This window comes from Micromonospora sp. NPDC048835, from assembly GCF_040649995.1.
In the GTDB taxonomy this organism is placed as follows: domain Bacteria; phylum Actinomycetota; class Actinomycetes; order Mycobacteriales; family Micromonosporaceae; genus Micromonospora.
On the sequence record NZ_JBEZGM010000014.1, the window covers coordinates 109,162 to 129,408 of the forward strand.

The 20,247-nt window shown below is 70.3% G+C and carries 17 protein-coding genes; 9 read left to right on the top strand and 8 right to left on the bottom strand.

Going from position 1 to position 20,247, the window contains the following annotated elements:
- The first annotated feature begins 2 nt into the window (after positions 1-2).
- Entirely contained in the window at positions 3-776 is a 774-nt protein-coding gene (locus AB0C15_RS18745) for a hypothetical protein (RefSeq protein ID WP_357353490.1), read from the top strand.
- Between the two features lie 7 nt (positions 777-783).
- Here AB0C15_RS18745 and AB0C15_RS18750 read toward each other — a convergent pair whose 3' ends face one another.
- Positions 784-2,151 (bottom strand): serine hydrolase, encoded by a 1,368-nt coding sequence (locus AB0C15_RS18750; RefSeq protein ID WP_357353492.1) that lies wholly within the window; start codon positions 2,149-2,151, stop codon positions 784-786.
- Positions 2,152-2,388: 237 nt separating this feature from the next.
- Between AB0C15_RS18750 and AB0C15_RS18755 the strand changes: the two genes are divergently transcribed.
- Positions 2,389-2,673 carry an antibiotic biosynthesis monooxygenase gene (locus AB0C15_RS18755; protein ID WP_357353494.1) on the top strand — a complete coding sequence of 95 codons (285 nt, stop codon included), beginning with the start codon at positions 2,389-2,391 and terminating at the stop codon, positions 2,671-2,673.
- A gap of 22 nt (positions 2,674-2,695) precedes the next feature.
- Here the strand turns inward: AB0C15_RS18755 and AB0C15_RS18760 are convergent, their stop codons facing one another.
- Positions 2,696-4,237, bottom strand: coding sequence for a gluconokinase (locus tag AB0C15_RS18760; RefSeq protein WP_357353496.1), 1,542 nt, complete (start codon positions 4,235-4,237; stop codon positions 2,696-2,698).
- Positions 4,238-4,407: 170 nt separating this feature from the next.
- Between AB0C15_RS18760 and AB0C15_RS18765 the strand changes: the two genes are divergently transcribed.
- From AB0C15_RS18765 to AB0C15_RS18775, 3 genes are all read left to right on the top strand, one after another.
- On the top strand, positions 4,408-5,541 hold the full coding sequence (locus AB0C15_RS18765) for a hypothetical protein (protein ID WP_357353498.1): 1,134 nt from the start codon (positions 4,408-4,410) through the stop codon (positions 5,539-5,541).
- Positions 5,542-5,586: 45 nt separating this feature from the next.
- Positions 5,587-6,120, top strand: a complete 534-nt coding sequence (locus tag AB0C15_RS18770; protein ID WP_357353500.1) for a hypothetical protein — start codon at positions 5,587-5,589, stop codon at positions 6,118-6,120.
- Between the two features lie 94 nt (positions 6,121-6,214).
- Entirely contained in the window at positions 6,215-7,459 is a 1,245-nt protein-coding gene (locus AB0C15_RS18775; protein ID WP_357353502.1) for a hypothetical protein, read from the top strand.
- Positions 7,460-7,501: 42 nt separating this feature from the next.
- Here AB0C15_RS18775 and AB0C15_RS18780 read toward each other — a convergent pair whose 3' ends face one another.
- A complete protein-coding gene (locus tag AB0C15_RS18780) occupies positions 7,502-7,939 on the bottom strand; it encodes a VOC family protein (protein WP_357353504.1) in 438 nt (145 codons plus the stop codon).
- Between the two features lie 221 nt (positions 7,940-8,160).
- On the opposite strand from AB0C15_RS18780, the gene AB0C15_RS18785 reads away from it, so the two are divergent.
- Complete coding sequence (locus AB0C15_RS18785) at positions 8,161-10,314, top strand: MMPL family transporter (protein ID WP_357353506.1); 2,154 nt, start codon at positions 8,161-8,163, stop codon at positions 10,312-10,314.
- A 26-nt stretch (positions 10,315-10,340) separates the two neighbouring features.
- Here AB0C15_RS18785 and AB0C15_RS18790 read toward each other — a convergent pair whose 3' ends face one another.
- The 4 genes from AB0C15_RS18790 to AB0C15_RS18805 form a co-directional block, all read right to left on the bottom strand.
- The gene (locus AB0C15_RS18790) at positions 10,341-13,424 is read right to left on the bottom strand and encodes a DUF3427 domain-containing protein (protein ID WP_357353508.1); all 3,084 of its coding nucleotides are present in this window, start codon (positions 13,422-13,424) and stop codon (positions 10,341-10,343) included.
- Between the two features lie 9 nt (positions 13,425-13,433).
- On the bottom strand, positions 13,434-14,393 hold the full coding sequence (locus AB0C15_RS18795; protein ID WP_357353628.1) for an aminoglycoside phosphotransferase family protein: 960 nt from the start codon (positions 14,391-14,393) through the stop codon (positions 13,434-13,436).
- 23 nt (positions 14,394-14,416) lie between these two features.
- Entirely contained in the window at positions 14,417-15,403 is a 987-nt protein-coding gene (locus AB0C15_RS18800; protein ID WP_357353510.1) for a hypothetical protein, read from the bottom strand.
- Positions 15,404-15,982: 579 nt separating this feature from the next.
- Positions 15,983-16,501, bottom strand: a complete 519-nt coding sequence (locus AB0C15_RS18805; protein WP_357353512.1) for a flavoprotein — start codon at positions 16,499-16,501, stop codon at positions 15,983-15,985.
- Positions 16,502-16,716: 215 nt separating this feature from the next.
- Here AB0C15_RS18805 and AB0C15_RS18810 point away from each other — a divergent pair, with 215 nt between their 5' ends.
- Complete coding sequence (locus AB0C15_RS18810; RefSeq protein ID WP_357353514.1) at positions 16,717-17,529, top strand: FAD-binding oxidoreductase; 813 nt, start codon at positions 16,717-16,719, stop codon at positions 17,527-17,529.
- 117 nt (positions 17,530-17,646) lie between these two features.
- Here AB0C15_RS18810 and AB0C15_RS18815 read toward each other — a convergent pair whose 3' ends face one another.
- Positions 17,647-18,525, bottom strand: a complete 879-nt coding sequence (locus AB0C15_RS18815) for a cellulose binding domain-containing protein (RefSeq protein WP_357353516.1) — start codon at positions 18,523-18,525, stop codon at positions 17,647-17,649.
- Positions 18,526-18,669: 144 nt separating this feature from the next.
- Between AB0C15_RS18815 and AB0C15_RS18820 the strand changes: the two genes are divergently transcribed.
- A complete protein-coding gene (locus AB0C15_RS18820; RefSeq protein ID WP_357353518.1) occupies positions 18,670-19,017 on the top strand; it encodes a beta/gamma crystallin domain-containing protein in 348 nt (115 codons plus the stop codon).
- Positions 19,018-19,221: 204 nt separating this feature from the next.
- Positions 19,222-20,127 (top strand): hypothetical protein, encoded by a 906-nt coding sequence (locus tag AB0C15_RS18825; protein WP_357353520.1) that lies wholly within the window; start codon positions 19,222-19,224, stop codon positions 20,125-20,127.
- The last annotated feature ends 120 nt before the right edge of the window (positions 20,128-20,247 follow it).

The window sequence follows — 20,247 nt, forward strand, 5'->3', positions numbered from 1 at the left end:
CCGTGCAGAAACCGAAGCTGATCGCCGCTGGTGTCGTCGTCGCCGTGGCCGTCGCCGCCGGGGTGTGGGCACTCGTGGCCACCGGCGACGAACCCGATGCGGGTCGGCCGGCGGCGTCGGCGGGCCCGACCGACCCGGCCGGTGTGCTCAGGGCCGCCGCCGGGAGGGTCGACGAGCAGACCTACAAGCTGACGTTGAGCAGCGGCGGGACGTCGGGCGGGGACGGCACGGTGGTGCTCTGGGACCCGGGGGCGAAGCGCGGTCTGGAGACCACCTCCCTGAAGGTGCCGAGCGGCGAGGTGAAGATCGAACGGCTCACCACCGGGCCGGACGTCTACGTGCGGGTCAGCGCCCCGGACCGGCGTGTTCCGGTCTGGGACGGCAAGACCTGGTGGCATGTCGGGGCCCCGGGTTCACCCCTTACCAACAAGGGGTTGGACAACACCAGGTTGGCCGGCACGGTAAGCGCGGCGACCGACGTCCGGCAGACCGGTGCGCGGGAGTACGCGGGCACGCTTGACCTGCGCCAGAGCGCCGGGGTGCTCGGCGAAGGGGTCGGCGGTGTGCTCGGTGACCGGGCCGGGGCGGTGCCGTTCACCGCTGCCGTCGACGAGCAGGGCCGGCTGGTCCGCTACCGCATCGAGTTGGCCAGCAGGGAGTCGCAGGTCGCCCAGCTCGACCTGACGTACTCGGATTTCGGGTTGCCGGTGTCGGCGGACCCGCCGGCGGCCGACGTGGTCGGCGAGGACCCGCCGGCGAACATCCCGGGGGTGTGACGCCGGCTCACTCCTCGACCGCCCCGTCGACCGGGGTGACCAGGAAGTCGTAGACGGTGCGGGCCATCCGCCGGACCGTCTCGTCGCCGGTGGCCATGGGTCCGGCGGTGAGGAACGCGACTGCGGTCTCGGTGCCGGGGATCAGGTAGTAGCCGACGTCGTGGGAGGCGTCCGGCAGGTCACCGGTCTTGTGGGCCACCGGCACGCCGGGTGGCAACGCCGCCGGGATCTTGGTGTTCAGGGTCTGCTCCCGCATGAACCCGATCATCAGGTCGCGGGATGCCTGGGTGAGGATCTCGCCGTCCCAGACCGCGCCGAGCAGCGACACCACGTCGTCCGGGCTGGTGTAGTTCTCCTCGCCGCGTTGCGCGGCGGCGCTGTCGAGCATCCGGCGGGCCAGGATGGTGGAGCGTTGGTTCATCGAGTCGATCAGCGCGTTGACCGGCGCGAAACCACCCAGGTAGGTGATCAGCACATTCGCGGCCACGTTGTCGCTGTACTTGATCAGGTACCTGGCGAGCCGGTGCAGCGTCACCACCTGCGGGAACGTCTCGAACTGGAGTTGACCGGTGCCGCCGACCACGTCTTCCGGGGTGACCAGCACCCCGTCGTCGAGGGCGATCTGTCCACAGCCGACCCGCCGCAGCAACTCGACGAGGATCCACAGTTTGATGACGCTCGCCGCCTTGGGGCGCAGCGATCCGTTGACGGCGATTTGCTGGTCGCCGTAGCGGCCGGACAGGTCGCGGACGGTGGCCCCGGCCGGGTTGAGGCTCGCGTCGGCTACCACCCGGGCGAGCTGACCGCTGAGCGGGAGGAGGCGGGCCCCGGCGACCGGGTCGGTGGGCGGCTGCGGGCTGGTGACCACCACCCCGGTCAGCGTCGTCGGCGGGCGGTGCCGGGGGATCACCTCGAGGGTGCCCTCGCTGCGCCCGACAAGCGGCACCCGGTAGCGGTAGGCCGTGCCGCCGACGACGACAGCCCCGCTGGCCACCCCGGCGGCGACGCGCATGCCCGGGTCGGCGACCCGACCGGTGTCGCCGTCGCAGGCACGGTAGCGCACGGTGTGCCCGAGCGAGTCCACGGCGAACACCCCGCCGGGAAACGACAGCCAGGACACCTCGCTCGTCGGCGGGCGCTCCGGCGTCGGGTCCACCCCCGGCTCGTGGCTCTGACCGTCGGCGGGCTCAACTCCGTACCCCGGCGGGGTCGTCTGCGCCGGGTCCGCGCCGGGCGCGCGGCCCGGACCGTCCGCGGTGGCCGGCCCGGTCGTCGCGAGCACCGCGAGCGCGACCGCCGCCGTCAGGACTTTCAGGGGTACGCGGGCAGAGTTGCCGAGCAGGGAAGATGAGCGCCTCTTGTCGCTTTTTCTCACGTTTGCACGATATGAAGCGCCGGAGGCTGGTGAGACCGGCGGGACCGGCGTCACCCGTCCGGGCAGGCAATGTCCCCCCAGCGCGGTGGCCCGCGGGTATAACAGTGACCCAAAGGTAATCACCCCTTTGCTCTGCACCCGCCGATGCGCCACGCACGGTCCGTAACCGGCGCACCGGCGGGTGCAGAGCAAAGGGTTAGCCACTCAACCAGTGAGCCAATCCCCCCGGAGGACCCCATGCTGATCATCGCCGGCAGCCTGACCGTCGAACCGGCCACCCGCGAGGCGTACCTGTCCGACTGCCACCAGGTCATGGCGCGGGCGCGCGCCACCGCCGGCTGTCTGGACTTCCTGCTGGCGGCGGACCCGTTGGAGCCCGACCGGATCCACGTCTACGAACGCTGGGAGTCCGCCGAGCAGCTTGCCGCGTTTCGTGGCTCCGGCCCGGACGACGCGCAGGAGGCGGCAATCCTCGACGCCGACGTGCAGCGCTACCTGATCAGCGGCGTCGAGGCACCCTGACCGACCCGGGGGCCGGCAGCGGTCACGCCGACGGTTCGGGGCCGGTGGGCAGGCCGGGTGCCATCCGGCGGATCGAGGTGAAGGCGGGTGTGAGGGCCTCGTACAGCTCGGCGAAGAGCGGTAGCAACGCCGCGTAGGTGGCGGCGGCGGCCGGGTCAGGGCGGACCGTCTCCTCGATCCGCACCAGGTCGGCGGCGAGGTCGATGCTGGGGATCAGCCCGAGCGCCTCCATGCCGAGCAGCGCCGCGCCGAAGCTCGACCCCTCGTGCGCGGCCGGGAAGCTCACCGGCATGCCGAGCACGTCGGCGAGCATCTGCCGCCACAGACCGCTGCGGGCGAAGCCGCCACCGGCCCGGATCTCGCGCACCTCGTTGCCGGCCGCCCGCACCGAGCTGAGCACCAACGCGAGCTGCTGACAGACGCCCTCCAGGGCGGCCCGCACCAGGTGCTCGCGGCGGTGCGCGTGGGTCAACCCCACGTACGCTCCGCGCGGCAGGGCGCTCCAGTGTGGTGCGCGTTCGCTGTGCAGGTACGGAAGCATGATGAGCCCGCCCGAGCCGACCGGCGCGCGGGCCGCCAGGGCGACCAGATCCTCCTCGGAGTGCTCACCGAGATCCGGGGCGAGCGCCGCGCCGGCCCACTTGAGCACGATGCCGCCGTTGTTGATCGCGCCACCGACCGCCCAGCGCTGCTCGGTCAGCGCGTAACAGAACACCCCGCCGAGCGGGTCCACACCGGGCCGCTCGACCATCACCCGCATCGCCCCGCTGGTGCCGATCGAGCAGGCCACCATGCCGGGGTGCACCGCGCCCAGGCCCAGGTTCGCCAGCGGGCCGTCACCAGCGCCGACCACCACCGGGGTGCGCTCCGGCAGGCCGGTCTCGGTGGCGGTTCGCGGAGTGAGGTTCGGCAGCACGGCGGTGGTGGCGACCAACTGCGGGAGCTGCGCCTCGGTGATGCCGGCGATGCGCAACGCCTCGCCGTCCCACTCCAGCTTGTGGATGTCGAGCAGGCCGGTGGCCGAGGCGATCGAGTGGTCGGTGACGAGCGTGCCGCAGAGCCGCAGCAGCACCCAGTCCTTGATGCCCACCCAGTGCGTCACCCGTGCGAAGAGCTGCGGCTCCTGCTCGGCGAACCAGAGCAACTTGGGCAGTGGCGCCATCGGATGCATCGGGGTGCCGGTGCGCCGGTGCAGCGCCAGCCCCGACGGCACCGCCCGCAACCGCTCGGCCTGCCGGGTCGCGCGCGAGTCGGCCCAGGTCACCGATGGGGTGAGCGGATTGCCGTCCCGGTCGAGCCCGATCAGGCTGTGCATGGCCGAACCGAACGACAGCCCGGCCACCGGCTGGACCAGCTCGGCCGCGACCAGGCTTATCGACTGGAGCACCGCTTCGAGGATGAGCTGCGGGTCCTGCTCGGCGTAGCCGGGTTGCGGGTTGTTCAGCGGGTAGCCGGCCAGGTGACTGCCGAGCTGCCGCCCGTCGGTGTCGTACGCGACGGCCTTGGTGCTCGTGGTGCCGATGTCGACCCCGATCACGACTCCGGGCTGCGTGACTGCCGGCACGACCCGCCACCCCCTCGAAGAACATGAACGCCCGCACCAGTATCCCCCTATCGTGCTGGTTGCTCCGCCGATCGGGTACTTCGCCCGTTTCGGCGTGTCCGGGCGCCGCGCCGCGCCTGTTAGTCCCGGTGACACCCCAGATTGGTGGCCAGCGCGGCGGAGGAGTCGGCGTGGCAAAGACTGATTCGACGGGTTCCACCTGGCGGTACCGGTGGGCGCACCGGCAGAACGTGCGGCGGGTCAGCACGTACCGCGGTGCTGAGGCGGCGTGGCGGCGACGCGACGACGAGTTACGGCGGCTCCGCGCCCTGGCCGCCGACTTCCAGGGGTCGGCCGCCGCCGGCGCCGGTCTGGCATTGGAGCTGGCCGCCGACGAGGTGGTGCTCTGGGCACTGCCGGCGGCGCAGCTGGTCGAGGTACGGCACACCACCGTGCTGCCCGCGCCGGACCTCGCGGTCGCCCCGGGAAGCGGGCCGCTGCGTCCACGCCGGCCGGACGGCGTACGCGTCACCGACGCCGGCATGGCCGTGATCACCAACCGTCGACTAGTGCTGCTCGGCGGCAGGGGTCGGCGCGACTGGGCGTACGGCCGGATCACCGGCCTGGCCCACGACCCGGCGGCACCGGTCACCCTGATCCAGGTGCTGGACCGGCGGCGTACCTCCGGGTTGTTGCTGCCCACCGACGCCGCGCCGGACTTCCGGTTCAAGCTCACCCTGGCGTTCGCCGACGCGATCGAGCAACGCGCCGCGGTGCTCGCCCAACTCGACGAGCTGATCGCCGAGCACGCCCAGCTCAAGCCGTTCCGGCCGGCAGCGGCCACCCCCGGGCAGGCCCGGCTGTCGTCGTTCGTGCCCGGTGGCCGCAGGACCATCGCGGTGGCGGCGGCCATCGCCCTGCTGGTGCCGGCGGCGCTTATCGAGTCGGACCCGTCCGACCCGAGGGAGGTCGCCGTGGCCGCCACCCCGGCGCCCACCGCGAGCGCCGCACCCGCGCGGATCGGCCCGGCGCTCGCCCTGAAACCCCCGCCGCCGAAGCCGACACAGTCACCTCGCCCGTCGCCGAGCGTGACCCCGGGCCCGCGCTGCGGGGCTCCGGAGAACCCCCTGGGATACGGATTCTGCGGCGGCACGCGGATCCGCAAGCCGGCCGCCGAGGTGTGCGACTGGTTCGACTGCGCACCGGACTTCTGGGCCGGGCGCGGTTACCTCGTGCAGTGCCGCGACGGGTCGGTCAGCCTGACCGGCGGCCGGTCCAGGGCCTGCGCCGCGCACGAGGGCGTGCGGCGAACCGTCACCAAGTGACCGATTCAGGGGCTGAAGTCCGCTTCGCTCAGCCAGAATGATCGAGTGGAGATCCGGTCTGACGACGGCGCGCGGGTGCGGATACGCCCCGTCGGCTACCAGCCCGGCGTCGACCCGCCCGACGATCCCGACCGGGCCACCCCCGGCTGGCACGACTGGCTGCTCATCGAGGTGGACGCCCGTACCGCCGACGGTCAGAACTGGTCACACCACTACCCGAGCCTGATGGTCGAGGAGGCACGCGCGCTCGGCGGCTGGCTGCACGGGCAGGCCACCGCCGCCCTCGCGCTGAGCGCACCACCGGCGATGGTGCGTTTCACCGAACCCAACCTGGCCCTGCGCAGCCGGGTGCTGCGCCGACGCCGGCTGGAACTGATCGTGGATTTCTCCGCCGAGTCGCTGCCGCCGTGGATGCGCCGGCCGTCCAGCGCGATCTACCCGCTGATCCTCACCGTCTCCGCGGACGCCCTGGCCACCGCCGCCGAGCACTGGACCGAGCACTGCGAGGCGTACCCACCGCGTACCCAGTCGCGGTTCCCGACCCACGGTCCGCAACCGTACCGGCGGCGGGCCGGCTGATCACCTGCAACTCTCTCCTTCCGGGCACAACGGGACACATCGATCCCGGTCGCGTTGCCTGTCACGTACGTGAGCGGTTGTACCGCGTGTGACCGTGACCTCCGTGTCCTGCGCCCCCTGGCGGATCGCCTGGGCGGAGCGCGAGAACGAGCGCCGGCAGCGCGCGTACCGCGACGCCACCGACGCCTGGCAGCGCCGCGACGACCACCTGGCCCGGCTCCGCATCGAAGCCGCAAGCTTCCTCGGGTGTACGCAGCCCCGCGCCGGCCTGCCGGTGGACCTCGACGACGACGAACTCGTCTTCCGCGTCCTCCCCGTCGCCACGCTCGTCGAGGCCGAGGCGCGGCACGTCCCCGGGCTGCCCGCACCGGGTCGGTGTTCCTTGGCCGAGCCCCATTCGGAGGCCCTGCCGCCGGGCCTGCGGGTCGTCAACAGCGGGATGGCCGTCGTGACCAGCCGACGGGTGGCCTTCGGCGGTCGGGAGCACCGGCGCGAGTGGCGGTACGCCGACCTGATCGGCCCCGCCCACCACCCCGACGTCCCGGTCACCCTGCTGCCTGATCGCGGTCGACTCGACGGGCTGCTGGTCCCGGCGGGTGCCGCGGTGAACTTCCGCTTCTATCTCACCCTCGCGGCTGCCGACGATCGAGCTGCCGTCGTCGCCCAGGTCGACGCACTGCTGGCAGCGCACCGGGCCGCCCCGCCCGCGCCCCTCATGGTTGTGCACCCCGAGGACGCACCACCGACAGCGGTACGCCCCGACCGGCGGGCGCTGGGGGCCGCCGCCGTCGCCGCAATGGTGTTCGTGACGCTTGGACCGGGCGCGCTGGGACCCAGGGCTGTGGAAGCTGGCGCGTGGGGTCCTCGCGCGCCGGTGCCCTCGGCGGAGATCGTCGCCCTAGACGTGTCGAGGGCTGGAACGGTGCTCCTGCCGACCGGGCCGATGGCACCCAGGACGAGGGTCGGCTCGGCCGTGAATGCCGTATGGAACCCGCCGTCCGCGCCGGCTGTTCGACCGTCGACACCGGCAGATGTCTCCACAGCGGCGCCCCCGGTGGTGGCGGTGGCCCTGCCGCCGGTCGTCGCGCCGACCGTTGCGCCGGTCGCCGCCCCGACTCCGTCGGCCAGCTCGGTGCCGACGCCGGTCGCCACCACGGAACCGCCCGCGTCAGCGCTGCCGACGCCGCCCGTCGGGTCCGCCTCGCCGACGCCGACCCCGCCCCCGCTTCCGGCCCCGACCCCTACGCCCTCGCCGGACCCCGGGTTGCTGGTTGTCTGCCTCGACCCGCTTCAACTGCCGGTGGTGGACCCGCTGCTCTGCCCGTCTCCGATGCCATGATCAGCGGCGCTGCCTCCGCGGCTCTGTTCTCGGCGGTGAGTCTCAGTTCATGGCGCTGAAGTCGGGGACGGTGAGGGAGCCGTCCTCCGCGAGGGCGAAGCCCGGGTTCCAGGCGATCTCCCAGAGGTGACCGTCCGGGTCGGCAAAGTAGCCGGCGTAGCCGCCGTAGAAGGTCTCCTCGGCCGGCTTGGTCACCGTTGCGCCAGCCTTGGTCGCGGCGGCGATCACCTCGTCGACCTCGGCCCGGGAGCGGACGTTCTGGGCGAGGGTCACCCCGCCGAAGCCGTCGGTGGCGGGGTCGTCGATGCCGGCGTCGGCGGCGAGCTTGTCGCGGCCCCAGAGGACGAGGGCCAGACCGCCGGCCTGGATGAAGACGGTCTCCTCAAGCTCCTGGCCACGCCAGCCAAGGTGCTCGTAGAACGCCTTGGCGCGCGCCAGGTCGCTGACGCCAAGGGTGATCAGGCTGATCCGCTGCTCCATGCCCCCAACCTAGTGCGTGATCAGTCGCCGGGTGTGGTACCTGGACGGCTGCCTGGTCATCGGCGGCGAGGCTGAAAAGCACACGCCTGACACTCCCGTGCGTCCGAAAAGGATTAGGCCGTGACGGTACGCTGCACATCGGTAGCACAGGGTGGTGTTCGGGGCGTCTGTGGGCGCCTCGGCCACCAGACGTCGGTTGTGCCGGAAACACGGGGGGAACCATGTTCGAGCGGCTGGGCAGATTCGTCGTGGGCAGAGCCTGGTGGGTGATCGCCGGGTGGGTGGTCGCGGCAGCCGCCATCATTCCCACCACACCGTCCCTGAGCGACATCACCTCCGCCGACCAGGAAAGCTTCCTGCCTCGCTCGTACGAGTCGGTGCAGGCCACCGAGCTGGGGCAGAAGGCGTTCCCGCAGCAGGCCACCGCGACGGCGACCATCGTGGTCAAGCGCGCCGACGGGCAGAAACTCACGTCGGCGGACGAGGCGAAGGTGGGCCAGCTCGCCCAGTCGCTCAAGGCCAAGAACATCCCGCGTACGTCCGGCTACCTGACCGGCCCGCCCGCGGTCGCACCGGACAAGTCGGTGCAGATCATCAACGTCGGGCTCGACGCCCCCACCCCCGACGACCCGGCACTGCTCGACGCCGTGCGCGACCTGCGCGCGGACATCGGCCCGGAGCTGGCGAAAAGTGGGCTGACCGCAGGCGTGGCCGGTGACGTGGCGAGCTTCGTCGACAACGAGGACACCTTCAACAACGCCTTCGCCGTGGTCGGCGTTGCGACGATCATCCTGATCATCGGACTGATCCTCGTCATCTTCCGCAGCCCCATCGCGGCGCTGCTGCCCGTGGTGGTCGTCGGCGTCGTCCTGAGCATCACGACGGGTCTCGTCGCCGCCGCGGGCAAGGCATTCGACCTCAGTGTCAGCCAGGATCTGCAGACGATATTGCTGATCGTGCTGTTCGGCATCGGCACCGACTACATCCTGTTCCTGCTCTTCCGCTACCGGGAGCGGCTGCGCGCCGGTGACGACAAGCGCACCGCGATGATCGTCACCGTCCAGCGGGTCGGCGAGGTCATCACCTCGGCCGCCGGAGCGGTCATCGTCGCGTTCCTCGTGCTGCTCCTCGCCTCGCTGGGCTTCTTCGGCTCCCTCGGTCCGGCGCTCGCGATCGCGGTCGGCGTCATGCTGGTCACCTCGCTCACCCTCATCCCGGCGGTTGTCTCCCTGCTCGGCCGGTACGTCTTCTGGCCCTCGAAGGCGTGGCAGCGTGCGCCCAAGGCCACCATCTGGCACCGGCTCGGCAACACCGTCGGGCGCCGGCCGGCGCTTGTCGCGGCGGCCTCCGGCGTTCTCCTGGTCGCGCTCGCTGCAGGCGTGCTTGGCTACAAGGCCGACTACGACTTCAGCGCCGGGTTCCCGCAGGACACCGAGTCGGCGAAGGCCGCACAGGACCTACAGCGCGGGTTCGCCGCCGGTGCGCTCGCCCCTACCGAGGTCTACCTGACCACCAGCAACGGGTCGCCGCTGAACGAGCAGCAGGTCAACGACTTCGCGGCGGCCGTGGCGAAAGCCCCGGGTGTGGGCCAGGCGCAGCCCCCGGAGCGCAGCACCGACCCGAGTGTGGCCAGGGTCAACCTGCTGCTCAACGAGAACCCGGTCTCCAACGAGGCGATCACCCTCGTCCGCGACGACTTGCGCGGCGCCGTGCACGCGGCGGCCCCGCCGGGCACCCGGGTGCTGGTCGGCGGAACCACCTCGATCTTCGCGGACATCAACTCGGCCAACAACCGCGACCTGTCGGTGATCCTGCCGGTCGCGGCCGGCCTGATCGCGCTTATCCTCGGGCTGCTGCTGCGCAGTCTGGTCGCGCCGATCTACCTCGTAATAGCGGTGCTGCTCAACTTCGCCGCCACGCTGGGCGCCACTGTCTATCTCTTCCAAGGGCTGCAGGGCGAGCCTGGTGTCACCTTCCAGCTGCCGATCATCCTCTACCTCTTCGTGGTGGCGATCGGGACTGACTACAACATCCTGATGATCGCCCGACTACGCGAGGAGGCGCGGGAGGGTAACGAGCCGCACCAGGCCGCCGCCATCGGGGTTGAACACGCCGGCCCGACGGTCGCGGCAGCAGGCTTGATCCTTGCCGGGACGTTCGCGGTGCTGCTGCTGGCTCCGATCTCGTTCCTGCAGCAGATGGGCTTCGCGGTGGCGATCGGCATCGTGCTGTCGGCGTTCGTCATGTCGATGTTCTTCGTGCCAGCGCTGACCGCGCTGATCGGGCACAAGGCGTGGTGGCCGGGCCACGGCGACGAGCGACAGGCTGGCGGGCCGCACGTCCCGCCGGAGCCGGAGGCCGTGGCGAAGGGGTAGCCGGGCGAGCGGACAGACGGTCGATATCAGGCGGCGATCGTTCGGGCGGTGGCGTACACGTCGGCGGGTAGGGCGTGGTGGAGCTGCCACAGGACGCGCATCGGTCGGTCACCGGTATGCGAGTCGTACGTCATGGTGCCGGCGTACAGGTACGGCGGTGCGCCCAGGTCGCGGTCGGCGATACGGGTCTCCCGAATGAAGAGGTGCACGGTCGACCCACCCGTCGTATATCGCTGACCGGTCGCCGATGCCGACGAGGTGGTGCTCTGTGACTCCCACTGGAACAACGTGTCGGTGATGGCCCGGTCGGCGTACATGGTGGTGGGGGAGTAGTGCAGCTCGGACTTGACCAGGGTGACGAAGAACAGGTCGGCTTGGGCGTCGGGCAGCCACTTCACCCCCTCTCGCAGCGACCCGGGGTTGGTCATTCCGAAGGCGGCGCATGCCTCGTTGCGGCTGTACCGGGCATGCACCCGTAGCGGCACGGCACCTGGAGCAGCGGCCGGCGTGACCCGGTGGATGCGGTCCCGAAGCACCTCGGCGACCTGCCGCAACTCGGCGCAACGGGCCGGCTCCTTCCACAGTCGTGCCAGCCGTTCGTCGCGCGTCGCAAGCGGAGCGTTCGGCCCCCAGAGGCTGAAGTGCAGCATGTCCAACAGGCGGCTGCTGCCCGCGTACACCTGATGACCTGGCGCGGGCGGTCCGGCCGCGACCTTCGTCAGCAGCTCTAGCCGGTCGATGTCGTCGGTGTGCAGCATGCGGCCGATGGCCCGGCCCAGCTCGCGGTCGTCGGGGCCGGGCGCGGCCGTCTCGATGCCGGCAAGCCGCCGCAGCCCGGTCCAGCCGCCGATGCTTGCCGATCGGTACACGTCCTCGCTCTCCAGGCCCGTCTCGCGCAGGAACGTCGCCAGGGTGACGTCGCCGAGTTGCCGCAGCTCAGAGACCAGGCCAGCCTTCGAGGTGGGCAGTGCGCTCTTCAGGTTGGCGAGGACGATCTCCTTCGCCACCCGGTCCAGCTCGATGTGGCAGCCGCTCGGCAGGCTCGGGAAGTCATCGCGAACGGCCTCGGTGATCGCCCGTCGGCTCACCCCGGTCAGGGCACGCCATCGGAGGTCGAAGCGGAAGTTGGCGTTCTGCCCGCCGATGAAGTCGAGCACGGTGAGGCAGGGCTTGTCGTCGTCGAGGCGCAGACCACGGCCGAGCTGTTGCAGGAAGATCGTGGCGCTCTCGGTGGGTCGTAGCATCAGGATCGTGTCGACCATCGGCAGGTCGACGCCCTCGTTGAACAGGTCCACGGTGAAGAGCACCCGCAGCTTGCCGGCTTTGAAGTCCCGCAACAGCCCAGCCCGATCGGTGCTCGCCCGCGAGGTCACCGCCGCCGCCTCGACACCGTGCTTCCTGAAGCGGGCGGCCATGAACTCGGCGTGCCCGATGCTCACGCAGAAGCCGAGTGCCCGCATCCGCCCGACGTCCACCTTCTCGCGGACTGCGCGCAGCACTGTCCGCACCCGAGCATCGTTGGCGGTGTAGATAGTGCTGAGCTGCGTCAGGTCATACCCCTGGCCGCGCTTCCAGGTGACGTGCGACAGGTCCTCGTCGTCGTGCAGCCCAAAATATTGGAACGGCGAGAGCAACTGCCGATCCAATGCCTCCCACAGGGGCAGCTCAACTGCCGCGTGCCCGTCGAACCACCGGCGCACGTCGCCGCCGTCGGCCCGATCGGGGGTCGCGGTCAGGCCCAGGAGTACGCGGGGACGCAGCCGCTCCAACAACTGCGTGTACGTTGGCGCCTCGGCGTGGTGGAACTCGTCCACGATCACCATGTCGTACGCCTCGGGGTCGACCTCGCGGCGGTGCAGCGACTGGATGGAGGCGAAGACGTGCTTCCAGCCGTTCGGCTTCTCGCCCGCGACCAAGGTCTCGCCGAAGCTGCCGTCGCCCATGACCTGCCGAAACGTCGACAGGCTCTGCCGCAGGATCTGCTCCTGATGGGCGACGAAGAGCAGCGAATCCACTCTTTTGCTGCGGTGCAGCCGGCGGTAGTCCAGCGCGGCGACGACGGTCTTGCCGGTGCCTGTCGCCATCACCACCAGATTGCGCCAGCGCCCGTGCACCAGGCGCTCAGCGTCCAGGTCGGCAAGGATCTCTGCCTGGTACGGGTACGGGCGCACGTCCAGGTTCGAGACCGCGGTCGGTGCGTCGTCGCGGCGCTCCCCGCGCAACGCATGCCGTAGCCGGTCGGCGTCCCTGGTCGTGTCGTACGCCTCGAACGCCGGATCGTTCCAGTAGTCCTCGAAGGTCGCCGTGAATGTGTCGATGACGTGCGGCTGCTCGATGTTCGAGATGCGGACGTTCCACTCCACGCCGTCCACCAGCGCGGTCTTCGACAGGTTCGACGAGCCGACGTACGCGGTGGTGGTGCCGTTTGCCCGGCGAAACAGCCACGCCTTGGCGTGCAGGCGAGTGGTGCGGGTCTCGTACGACACCTTGACCTCTGCGCCCAGCTCCTTGAGCCGGTCCAGCGCTCGCTGATCGGTTGCGCCGAGGTAGGTGGTGGTGATTACGCGGACCTTGCCACCTCGGTCGATCAGGTCCCGGATGGCGTGCTCGACGATGCGCAGGCCGTACCACTTGATGAACGCGCACAGCAGGTCGACACTCTCGGCCGACGCCATCTCGTGGTTGACCTCGTGGCCGATGCGGGGCTGGTGGCGGCCGTTGACCAGTAGCGCGCCGGTGGAGAGGGGAGTGGTGGGGCGCTGCGGGAAGGCTGGCAGCGCCGGTGGGATCGGCGGGGCGGCGATGGCATGGAGCAGGTGCTTGGCGTCGGTGACCTGGTCCTGCTCGGTGGCCGCCTTTGGGCTGAGGGTGGCGATGGTTTCGGCGATCTGGTTCGCCATCGCGATCTGGTGAAGGAGCTTGTCGTCGCCGTTGGGGACGGACTGAAGGGCTCGGGCGGCCAGGGTGGCGATGTGCCGGGCGAGGGCGGTATGCGCGTCGGCCGGGTCGAGGTTGTGGTGCTGGATCAGGGCGGGGTCGACGTGCTGGAGGTGATCGGCCAGCTCGCGGGTGATCAGGTGCTCGTACACACCCCGCGCAAGATCCGTCATCCCGGCAATCTAATCGGTCGTGGCGCTTCGAGACCGTCCCTGGTTCATGTCTCTTCCCGTGTGTCGGCTCGCCGACAGACGCATTTGACGGCGGCTTGGCACGAGATCGGCGAAGGGCTTCCAACGGGCTTTGCGGTCATCCTCTCGCACCGATCGGAGGCGGTCCGCGAACTCGCCCGCCAGATAGGGCGAGTTGCTAATGAGCGGTGCGGCGGCAGCGATCATCTTCAGCTCACGGGCTTCTCGCAAGACTGGCCATGACTGGTCCGAGGTCACGTCGCAGCCGTATGCGGCAGCCAACCCCTCGTGCAGGCCCGTGCCGCCGAAACGCGCCTCGCCTACCGCCACCGCTGCCAGGTCAACCTGCCATGGCCCAATGCAGGTGGCATCGAAGTCACAGATGACCGTCCTGCCCGATGTCTCTCGCAGCAGGTTGCCAACATGCGCATCCCCGTGGACGAGCCTTGGCCCCTCCCGGCGGTTCAGTGCAACCAATTGCGGCTCCAAGCGATCGCACCACTTCACGAGAAAATTGCGGTCGCGCGGATCGAGACCTTCGGCGTCAGCCAAGCGTCGTCGGGCGTCGCCGACAGGATCCCAGGCGGGGAGTGCGATTGGCGCCGGGTCGAGAGCATGGAACTCGCGCAACACGAGGCCGAGATCCCCCGCTGTCGGAGCAAACGGCGACGGTTGAACGTAGGACCAGACTGAGGCGACGAAGTCACCGACCCGCACGGGCTGCTCGACATCGGCCGCGAGCCGGATCGTCGGTGCGTCGATCCGAGCAAACCACCGCCCAAGCTGGACTACCTTGGTCACCCGGTCAAGGAGCTGACGGGTTCGCGCGATCCGGATGACGATTCGGGATCGTGGCAAAGCGAACACGGCGTTGTTGGTCAATTGCAGCAACTGGGCAGCATCGGCAGAAACGCCAAGGGTGGCGGCGATATCCAGCATGGCCGCCGTCATTGCCTCCTCGGAGAACCGCCCGCTCACGCGGTCATCACAGCCTGGGCGCTGAGCACCCGCTCGAACGAGGCCACCTCCGGGATTTCCCGATGCCGCACGAGATCGCGACGGAGATTGACCACTCGATCGATCACTCGCCGGGAGCTCATCGCCTTTGCCTGCTTCAGGACGCGCGCTCCGACGGCGAGCGCCTGTTCGGGCTCATCGGCCAAGAACAGCGCGCTGCACAGCCCGACCTCATTGAGCACGGTGCTTCGCACGTGCCCCGCGCCAAACGCCGCGATGGAATCCCTGCCCCAACGCACCGCCTCCGACGCGTGCCTGCGGTCTCGCCGTGCCATGTCCCGGTACACCCGCCCGTACTGAGCGAACAACTCGCCGCGGTCGTAGAAGCCCATCGAGGCTGGCTCGCGCTCCTTGTTGATGCGCTCGAACTGATCGCTCGCCTTGCCGAGGGTTTTCAAGGCGGTCTGATGGTCGCCGAGCGCCGCGATTGAGGCCGCCTCAGCGCCCCAGAGCAGGGCTTTGGTCGCTGATGTGGCCTGGGATCCGAGCTGTGCGCACGTGAGTTGCAGGGTCGCGAGAGCATCCCGGTTGTGCCGGAGATGTTGAAGCTGCTTGGCCTGCGCGTATCGAATCATCGCGACAAGCAGCGCGTTATCAGCAGTCAACGCGGCACGCTCGCCGGCGACGAAGTGCCGCTGCGCGTCGCCGTGCCTCCCCGCGTCGAGCGCGGTCCAGCCTGCCAGTTGCCGGGCTGTCGCCACCGCAGCGACGAGGGGCGGTGTGAGCCCGGCAGATTGCGACCAATCAAGCATTCGGTAGACCGAATCGGCGAACCGCGCCACCTCCCGATACAGCAGGCCACCGCCAGTTTCGCGGTCCACCGACCGATACAGCTCCAGCACTGCGTTCAGCCGAGCGATATCCGCCGTGCCGATTCGCCGGGGCTGGACAACTTCGCCGCCGAGCAGACCTGCGCCCGCAGCGACGGCGGCGATACCGGCCAACAGGGCTCGCCGACCCTCGTCAGGCCCAGCACCCTGTGGATCGGTTGAGGCGCGAGCAAGTTCGGGTTTCTCGACCGACCGCTGAGGCTGGCCAGGGAGAGCGAACCAGAGGCAGGAGGGCGGTATCCCGAGGAGCTTCGCCCAGTGCGCCAATCTGTCCAGGTGCACCAGCGGCGGGCCGTTCTCCACCCGACTCAACTGCGCCTGCGTTATCCCCAACCACCCCGCCACCACGGTCTGCGGCAACGCGACCCGCCCGTGGTACGGATGGCACCGGTACGCCCGGATGACCCGCCCCAGATGCCGCTCGGCAAGCGCGAGTCGTACCGGCTCGTGCTCCCAGAAGCTCGCCGGGACCACCGGCGGGGCGCTCAACCGGTCCCGCTCGGCGGCCTGGCACGGCGTACACCGTCCGCTGTCGTTGTCCCGGGCCAGCCGTCCGCCGCATCGAGGGCAGTTCGCGTGTGTCACCGACGGCTCCGTCCGTCTCGCCTCATCGAGCGTATCCATTGAACACGCTGCGTGGGGCACTGGTATACGCGCGACGCATATCGTCAAGGGACCGCCGGACACGCGAACTCAGGACGGGCGTGCCGCCCGCAGTGCCTCGACGACCACGCCCCAGCGCACCGGCCCGTCCACCGAGTTCAGCGGCTTCCCGTCGGCCACGACTACGCCGGCAGCGCGCAGCACCTCCAGGTGAACCGCGTAGGCGGGGTGCGCGGCCAACTCCTCCTTGGTGTGCGGGAACGCGATGATCGGCAGACCGGCGCCCAGCGACTCGTTGAGGACGCCGAGCGCCAGCGTGTCGTTGATGCCCAGCGCCCACTTGGTCACCGTGTTGAAGGTGACCGGGGCGGCCACCACCACATCGGCCGGTGGGTGCGGTTCGGGGTCGCCGGGCATCCGCCACTCCACGCGTACCAGATAACCGGTCTTGTCTTGTAACGCCTGACGGTCGAGCCACGGCGCGGCGGTCGGGCTGACGATCATGCACACCCGCCACCCGTCGGCGATCAGGAGGTCGACCAGCTCGTCGATGTGTTCCGCCGGACCCGCGGCGCAGACCACCAGATACAGCACCGGGCGTTCCGTCATGCCCGCAGTCTGCCCGATTGGACAGTGGCAGCGTCGACCGCATACCGATCGCGCATCGCGCCGACGATCACCGTGACATGCCGTTGTGCCTGGTCAGCCGGGACAGTCGACGCATGGCCCGGGGCGGGTGCTCGGCCTCGGAACTGCGCCGTCCCTCAACGGCACAGCTTCGCCCGCCCCGGTGCCAGCCCAGGAGTCGACGACTTGGAGCCGGCATGCCCACCGCGAGCGACGACGACCACCCGGCCCGCGTGAGCCTGGCCGCCGCCTGGGATTCGGTCGACGTGCGGGCCGCCGCCGATTTCTGGTGCAAATTCGGCGACGCGTTGCTCGCGGCCGTGGCCCGGCACGCCCAGCCGGTGTGGACGCCGCAGCTCACCGTCGTCGCCGAGCGCGCGCTGGGCCGCGCCATGCGGGCCATCCGCCGCGCCGCCGCCCACGCCGGCGACGGCCGGGCCTGGTGGCACGTCGAGGTGATCGGCCACGATCGGCCGTCGCCCGACATCGCCATCCTGACCGTACGTCCCTGGCGGCGACTGCCCTTCCGGCCAGGTCAGGCCGTGCCGGTCTGCACGCCGCGCCGGCCCGGGCACTGGCGGTGGCTCTCCCCGGCCAACGCCCCACGCGCGGACGGCACCGTCGAGCTGCACGTCCGCGCCGTCGCCGGTGGCACCGGGCTGGCGCCGCTGCGCGCCCTCGTCGAGCAGGTCGCCGCGGCACCGGACGGCCGGCGGGTGACGCTGATCGTCGGCGCGCGCGCCTTCACCGACCTGTACGACTCGATCGCCCTCGACAAGCTCCAGTGCGCCCACGACTGGCTGACCATCGTGCCGGCGTTCTCCGACGACCCGTGCGCCGGGCCGGCCGAGCGGGGCGACGCCCTGACCATCGCCCTGGATCATCATGAGCCTGAACAGGACATCTATCTCTGCGGCCCACCCGCGATGCTTGCCGACGCGCGGTCCCGGCTGCGTGCCCTCGACATCCGCGCCGCCCGCATCCACCTGCCCCGAAGGGTCGGGGAGTAGTTCTCTGGGAAGCGTGATGCCTGTGAGTCATCACGATGACTAACAGACATCACGCTCGCCAGGACAAGGCCGCCCGGACGCGGCCACGAGGGTCGCCCGGCACGTGGTCGACAGTGGTCAGGAGTTGGTGTCGCCGAACTCGCGTACCCCGTCGACATCGAGCGTGATCCGGTCGTTCGAGACCCACTGCCCGGTGGCGGCGAGCCAGCTCGGGTCGTCGCGTTCGTCGATGGTGCTCCAACTGTGCCGGTGGTGCCGAAGCTGGATCGGCCCGGTCGACTGGCCCGGCGCGAGCGTGCCCTCGGTGAAGGTCAGCTCCACCCAGCCGGGGACGGCCGTGCCCGGCGGGGGATTCGGCGGTGCCGGCGTCGACAGCGCAGCCGGCCCGCCCGGGGGGACGAAGAACTGCACGGTCTGCCGGATCCGGTCACAGCCGAGCGCGGCCCAGTCGCAGTTCGGCACCAGCGACGTGTTGCCGCCCTCGAAGCGCAGGTGGTAGCGCACCTGCACGGTGCTCAGGTCGAGTGGCCCGGTGCCGGTGTTGGTGACCTTCAGCAGGTGCTGGATCTGGTTGTTCGTCGGGGACCAGTCCAGGTTGAGGTAGCTGACCGTCGCGCGGCCGCTCGCGGTGCGCACAGTGGTGGTCGGCGAGGTGTCGGAATAGCCGCCGAGCGCGCGGGCGGCAACCCCGATCCGGTACGTCGTGCCGGGCGCGAGGTCGGTGAGCGTGATCGTGGTCTCGGTCGTGACGCCGAGGAGGCGATACGTGCTCGGGCCCAACGGCACCTGCACCTCGTAGTTGATCGGCTGCCCCGTGCCGGGCTCCACCCAGGTGGACGGGGCCCAACTGAGCGTGAGCTGACGAGGTTCGTTGACCACGACGGTGGGGGTGCCAGGAGTGCTGATCGCCGGGCCGTCGGCCCGGGCCACGCCGAAGGCGAGCAGGCTCGCCAGCGCGGCGACGGCTACGACGGCGGTGACGCGGCGAGCGGGCATGGCCGAATGGTAACAAGCATGCACAGCCGTCGATGCAATGTCTCAAAATCGCCAGCAGATTGAGGTGAACCGGAGGGTCTTCCCGTTCGTAGGGGTGTCGCGAACGAAATCCTGCCCGACGGAACCGAAAGGACATCCGCGTAGATGAAGACGCACGTCAAGAAGGTCGCACTCGGTGCTGTGGCGGGCCTCGCCCTGACCGTGGCGCTCCCGGCCAGCCCTGCCCTCGCCATCAACTCGGTCACCTGTGGCACCCGTACGGACTTCCTCAAGCTCGACATCACGCTCGGCACCGTGGGTATGGCCAGGTGCTTCGCCAGCCGGGGCGTCACGGCCGTGGACATCGGCGGCGTGTACCACTACACCTCGGGCAACAACAAGGTGACCGTCAACTACGAGGCCGGCGGCCGGTACCACACGAGCACTGTCGACAGGTGGCACGGAGTGGACTTCGGCCGGACGGTCCGGGTGTACGAGGTGCGTATCTGGTGACCCCTCGTCGGCCGCGTCCGTGATCAAGGGCGTCCTCCGCACGTCACTGCTGCGGAGGACGCCCTTCATGGTCCGTTACACGACGTAGTCGGCTTGAAGATAATGCCTGTTCACGCGACTACCTAGCGTGAACCCGTCATCACGAACGGCCTCGACGTCGGCGTCGCACCTGCCGCCCCGTCCGGCCTCAGACGGGAGAAACACATGCGTACTCAAACCAAGAGTCGGCGGCTGGGCGCCCGAGCGTCCGTACTCGTGCTCGGTATTGTCGCGACCGGAGCGGTGCTCGTCCCGGCAAGCCCGGCGTCCGCCGCGGTCCCCGGTCTGGTGCGGGTCGCCGCGACAAGCGTCAGCAACTCGGCCGACTACCACAGCGTCACCGCGACCTGCCCGGCCGGGAAGGTGCTCACCGGCACCGGCTACGAACTCAACGGCGTCACCGGCGAAGGCATCGTCGACGACCTGCGCCCCAACGGCGGCGTCGCCACGGCACCGACAGCGGTCACCGTCGGGGCCTACGAAACCGAGGCGTTCGCGGGCAACTGGTCGGTGGCCGCGTACGCGATCTGCGCCAACCCGGTGCCCGGCCTGGTCCGGGTGGCCACAACCAGCGTCAGCAACTCGAACGACTTCCGCAGCGTCACCGCGACGTGCCCGGTCGGGAAGGTGTTGACCGGCACGGGCTACGAGCTCAACGGCCTCACCGGCGAAGGTGTCGTCGACGACTTCCGCCCCAACGGCGGCGTCGCCACGGCGCCGACGGCGGTCACCGTCGGCGCGTACGAGTCGGATGCCACGGCCCTGAGCTGGTCCGCCACCGCGTACGCGATCTGCGCCAACCCTCTCGCGGGTCTGGTGCGCACCTCGGCCGTGGGGGCCAGCACCTCCCTCGACTTCCGCAGCGTCACGGCCACCTGCCCGGTCGGGAAGGTGCTGACCGGTGCCGGCTACGAACTGAACGGGGTGACCGGCGAGGGCATCGTGGACGACTTCCGCCCCAACGGCGGCCCCGCGACCGCCCCGACATCCGCCGCGTCCGGCGCGTACGAAGAGGACGCGTTCGCCGGGAACTGGTCCGACACGGCGTACGCCATCTGCGCCACGCCGTAACTCCGATGTGCGGTGGCCGTCCCGCCTCCGTGCTGGGCGGCCACCGACCCTGTTCGTTCCCCCGATATGGCGTCAGCGGGCTGTCGGCGGGTGTGCCTCGGTCGTAGCGTCCGGACGAGG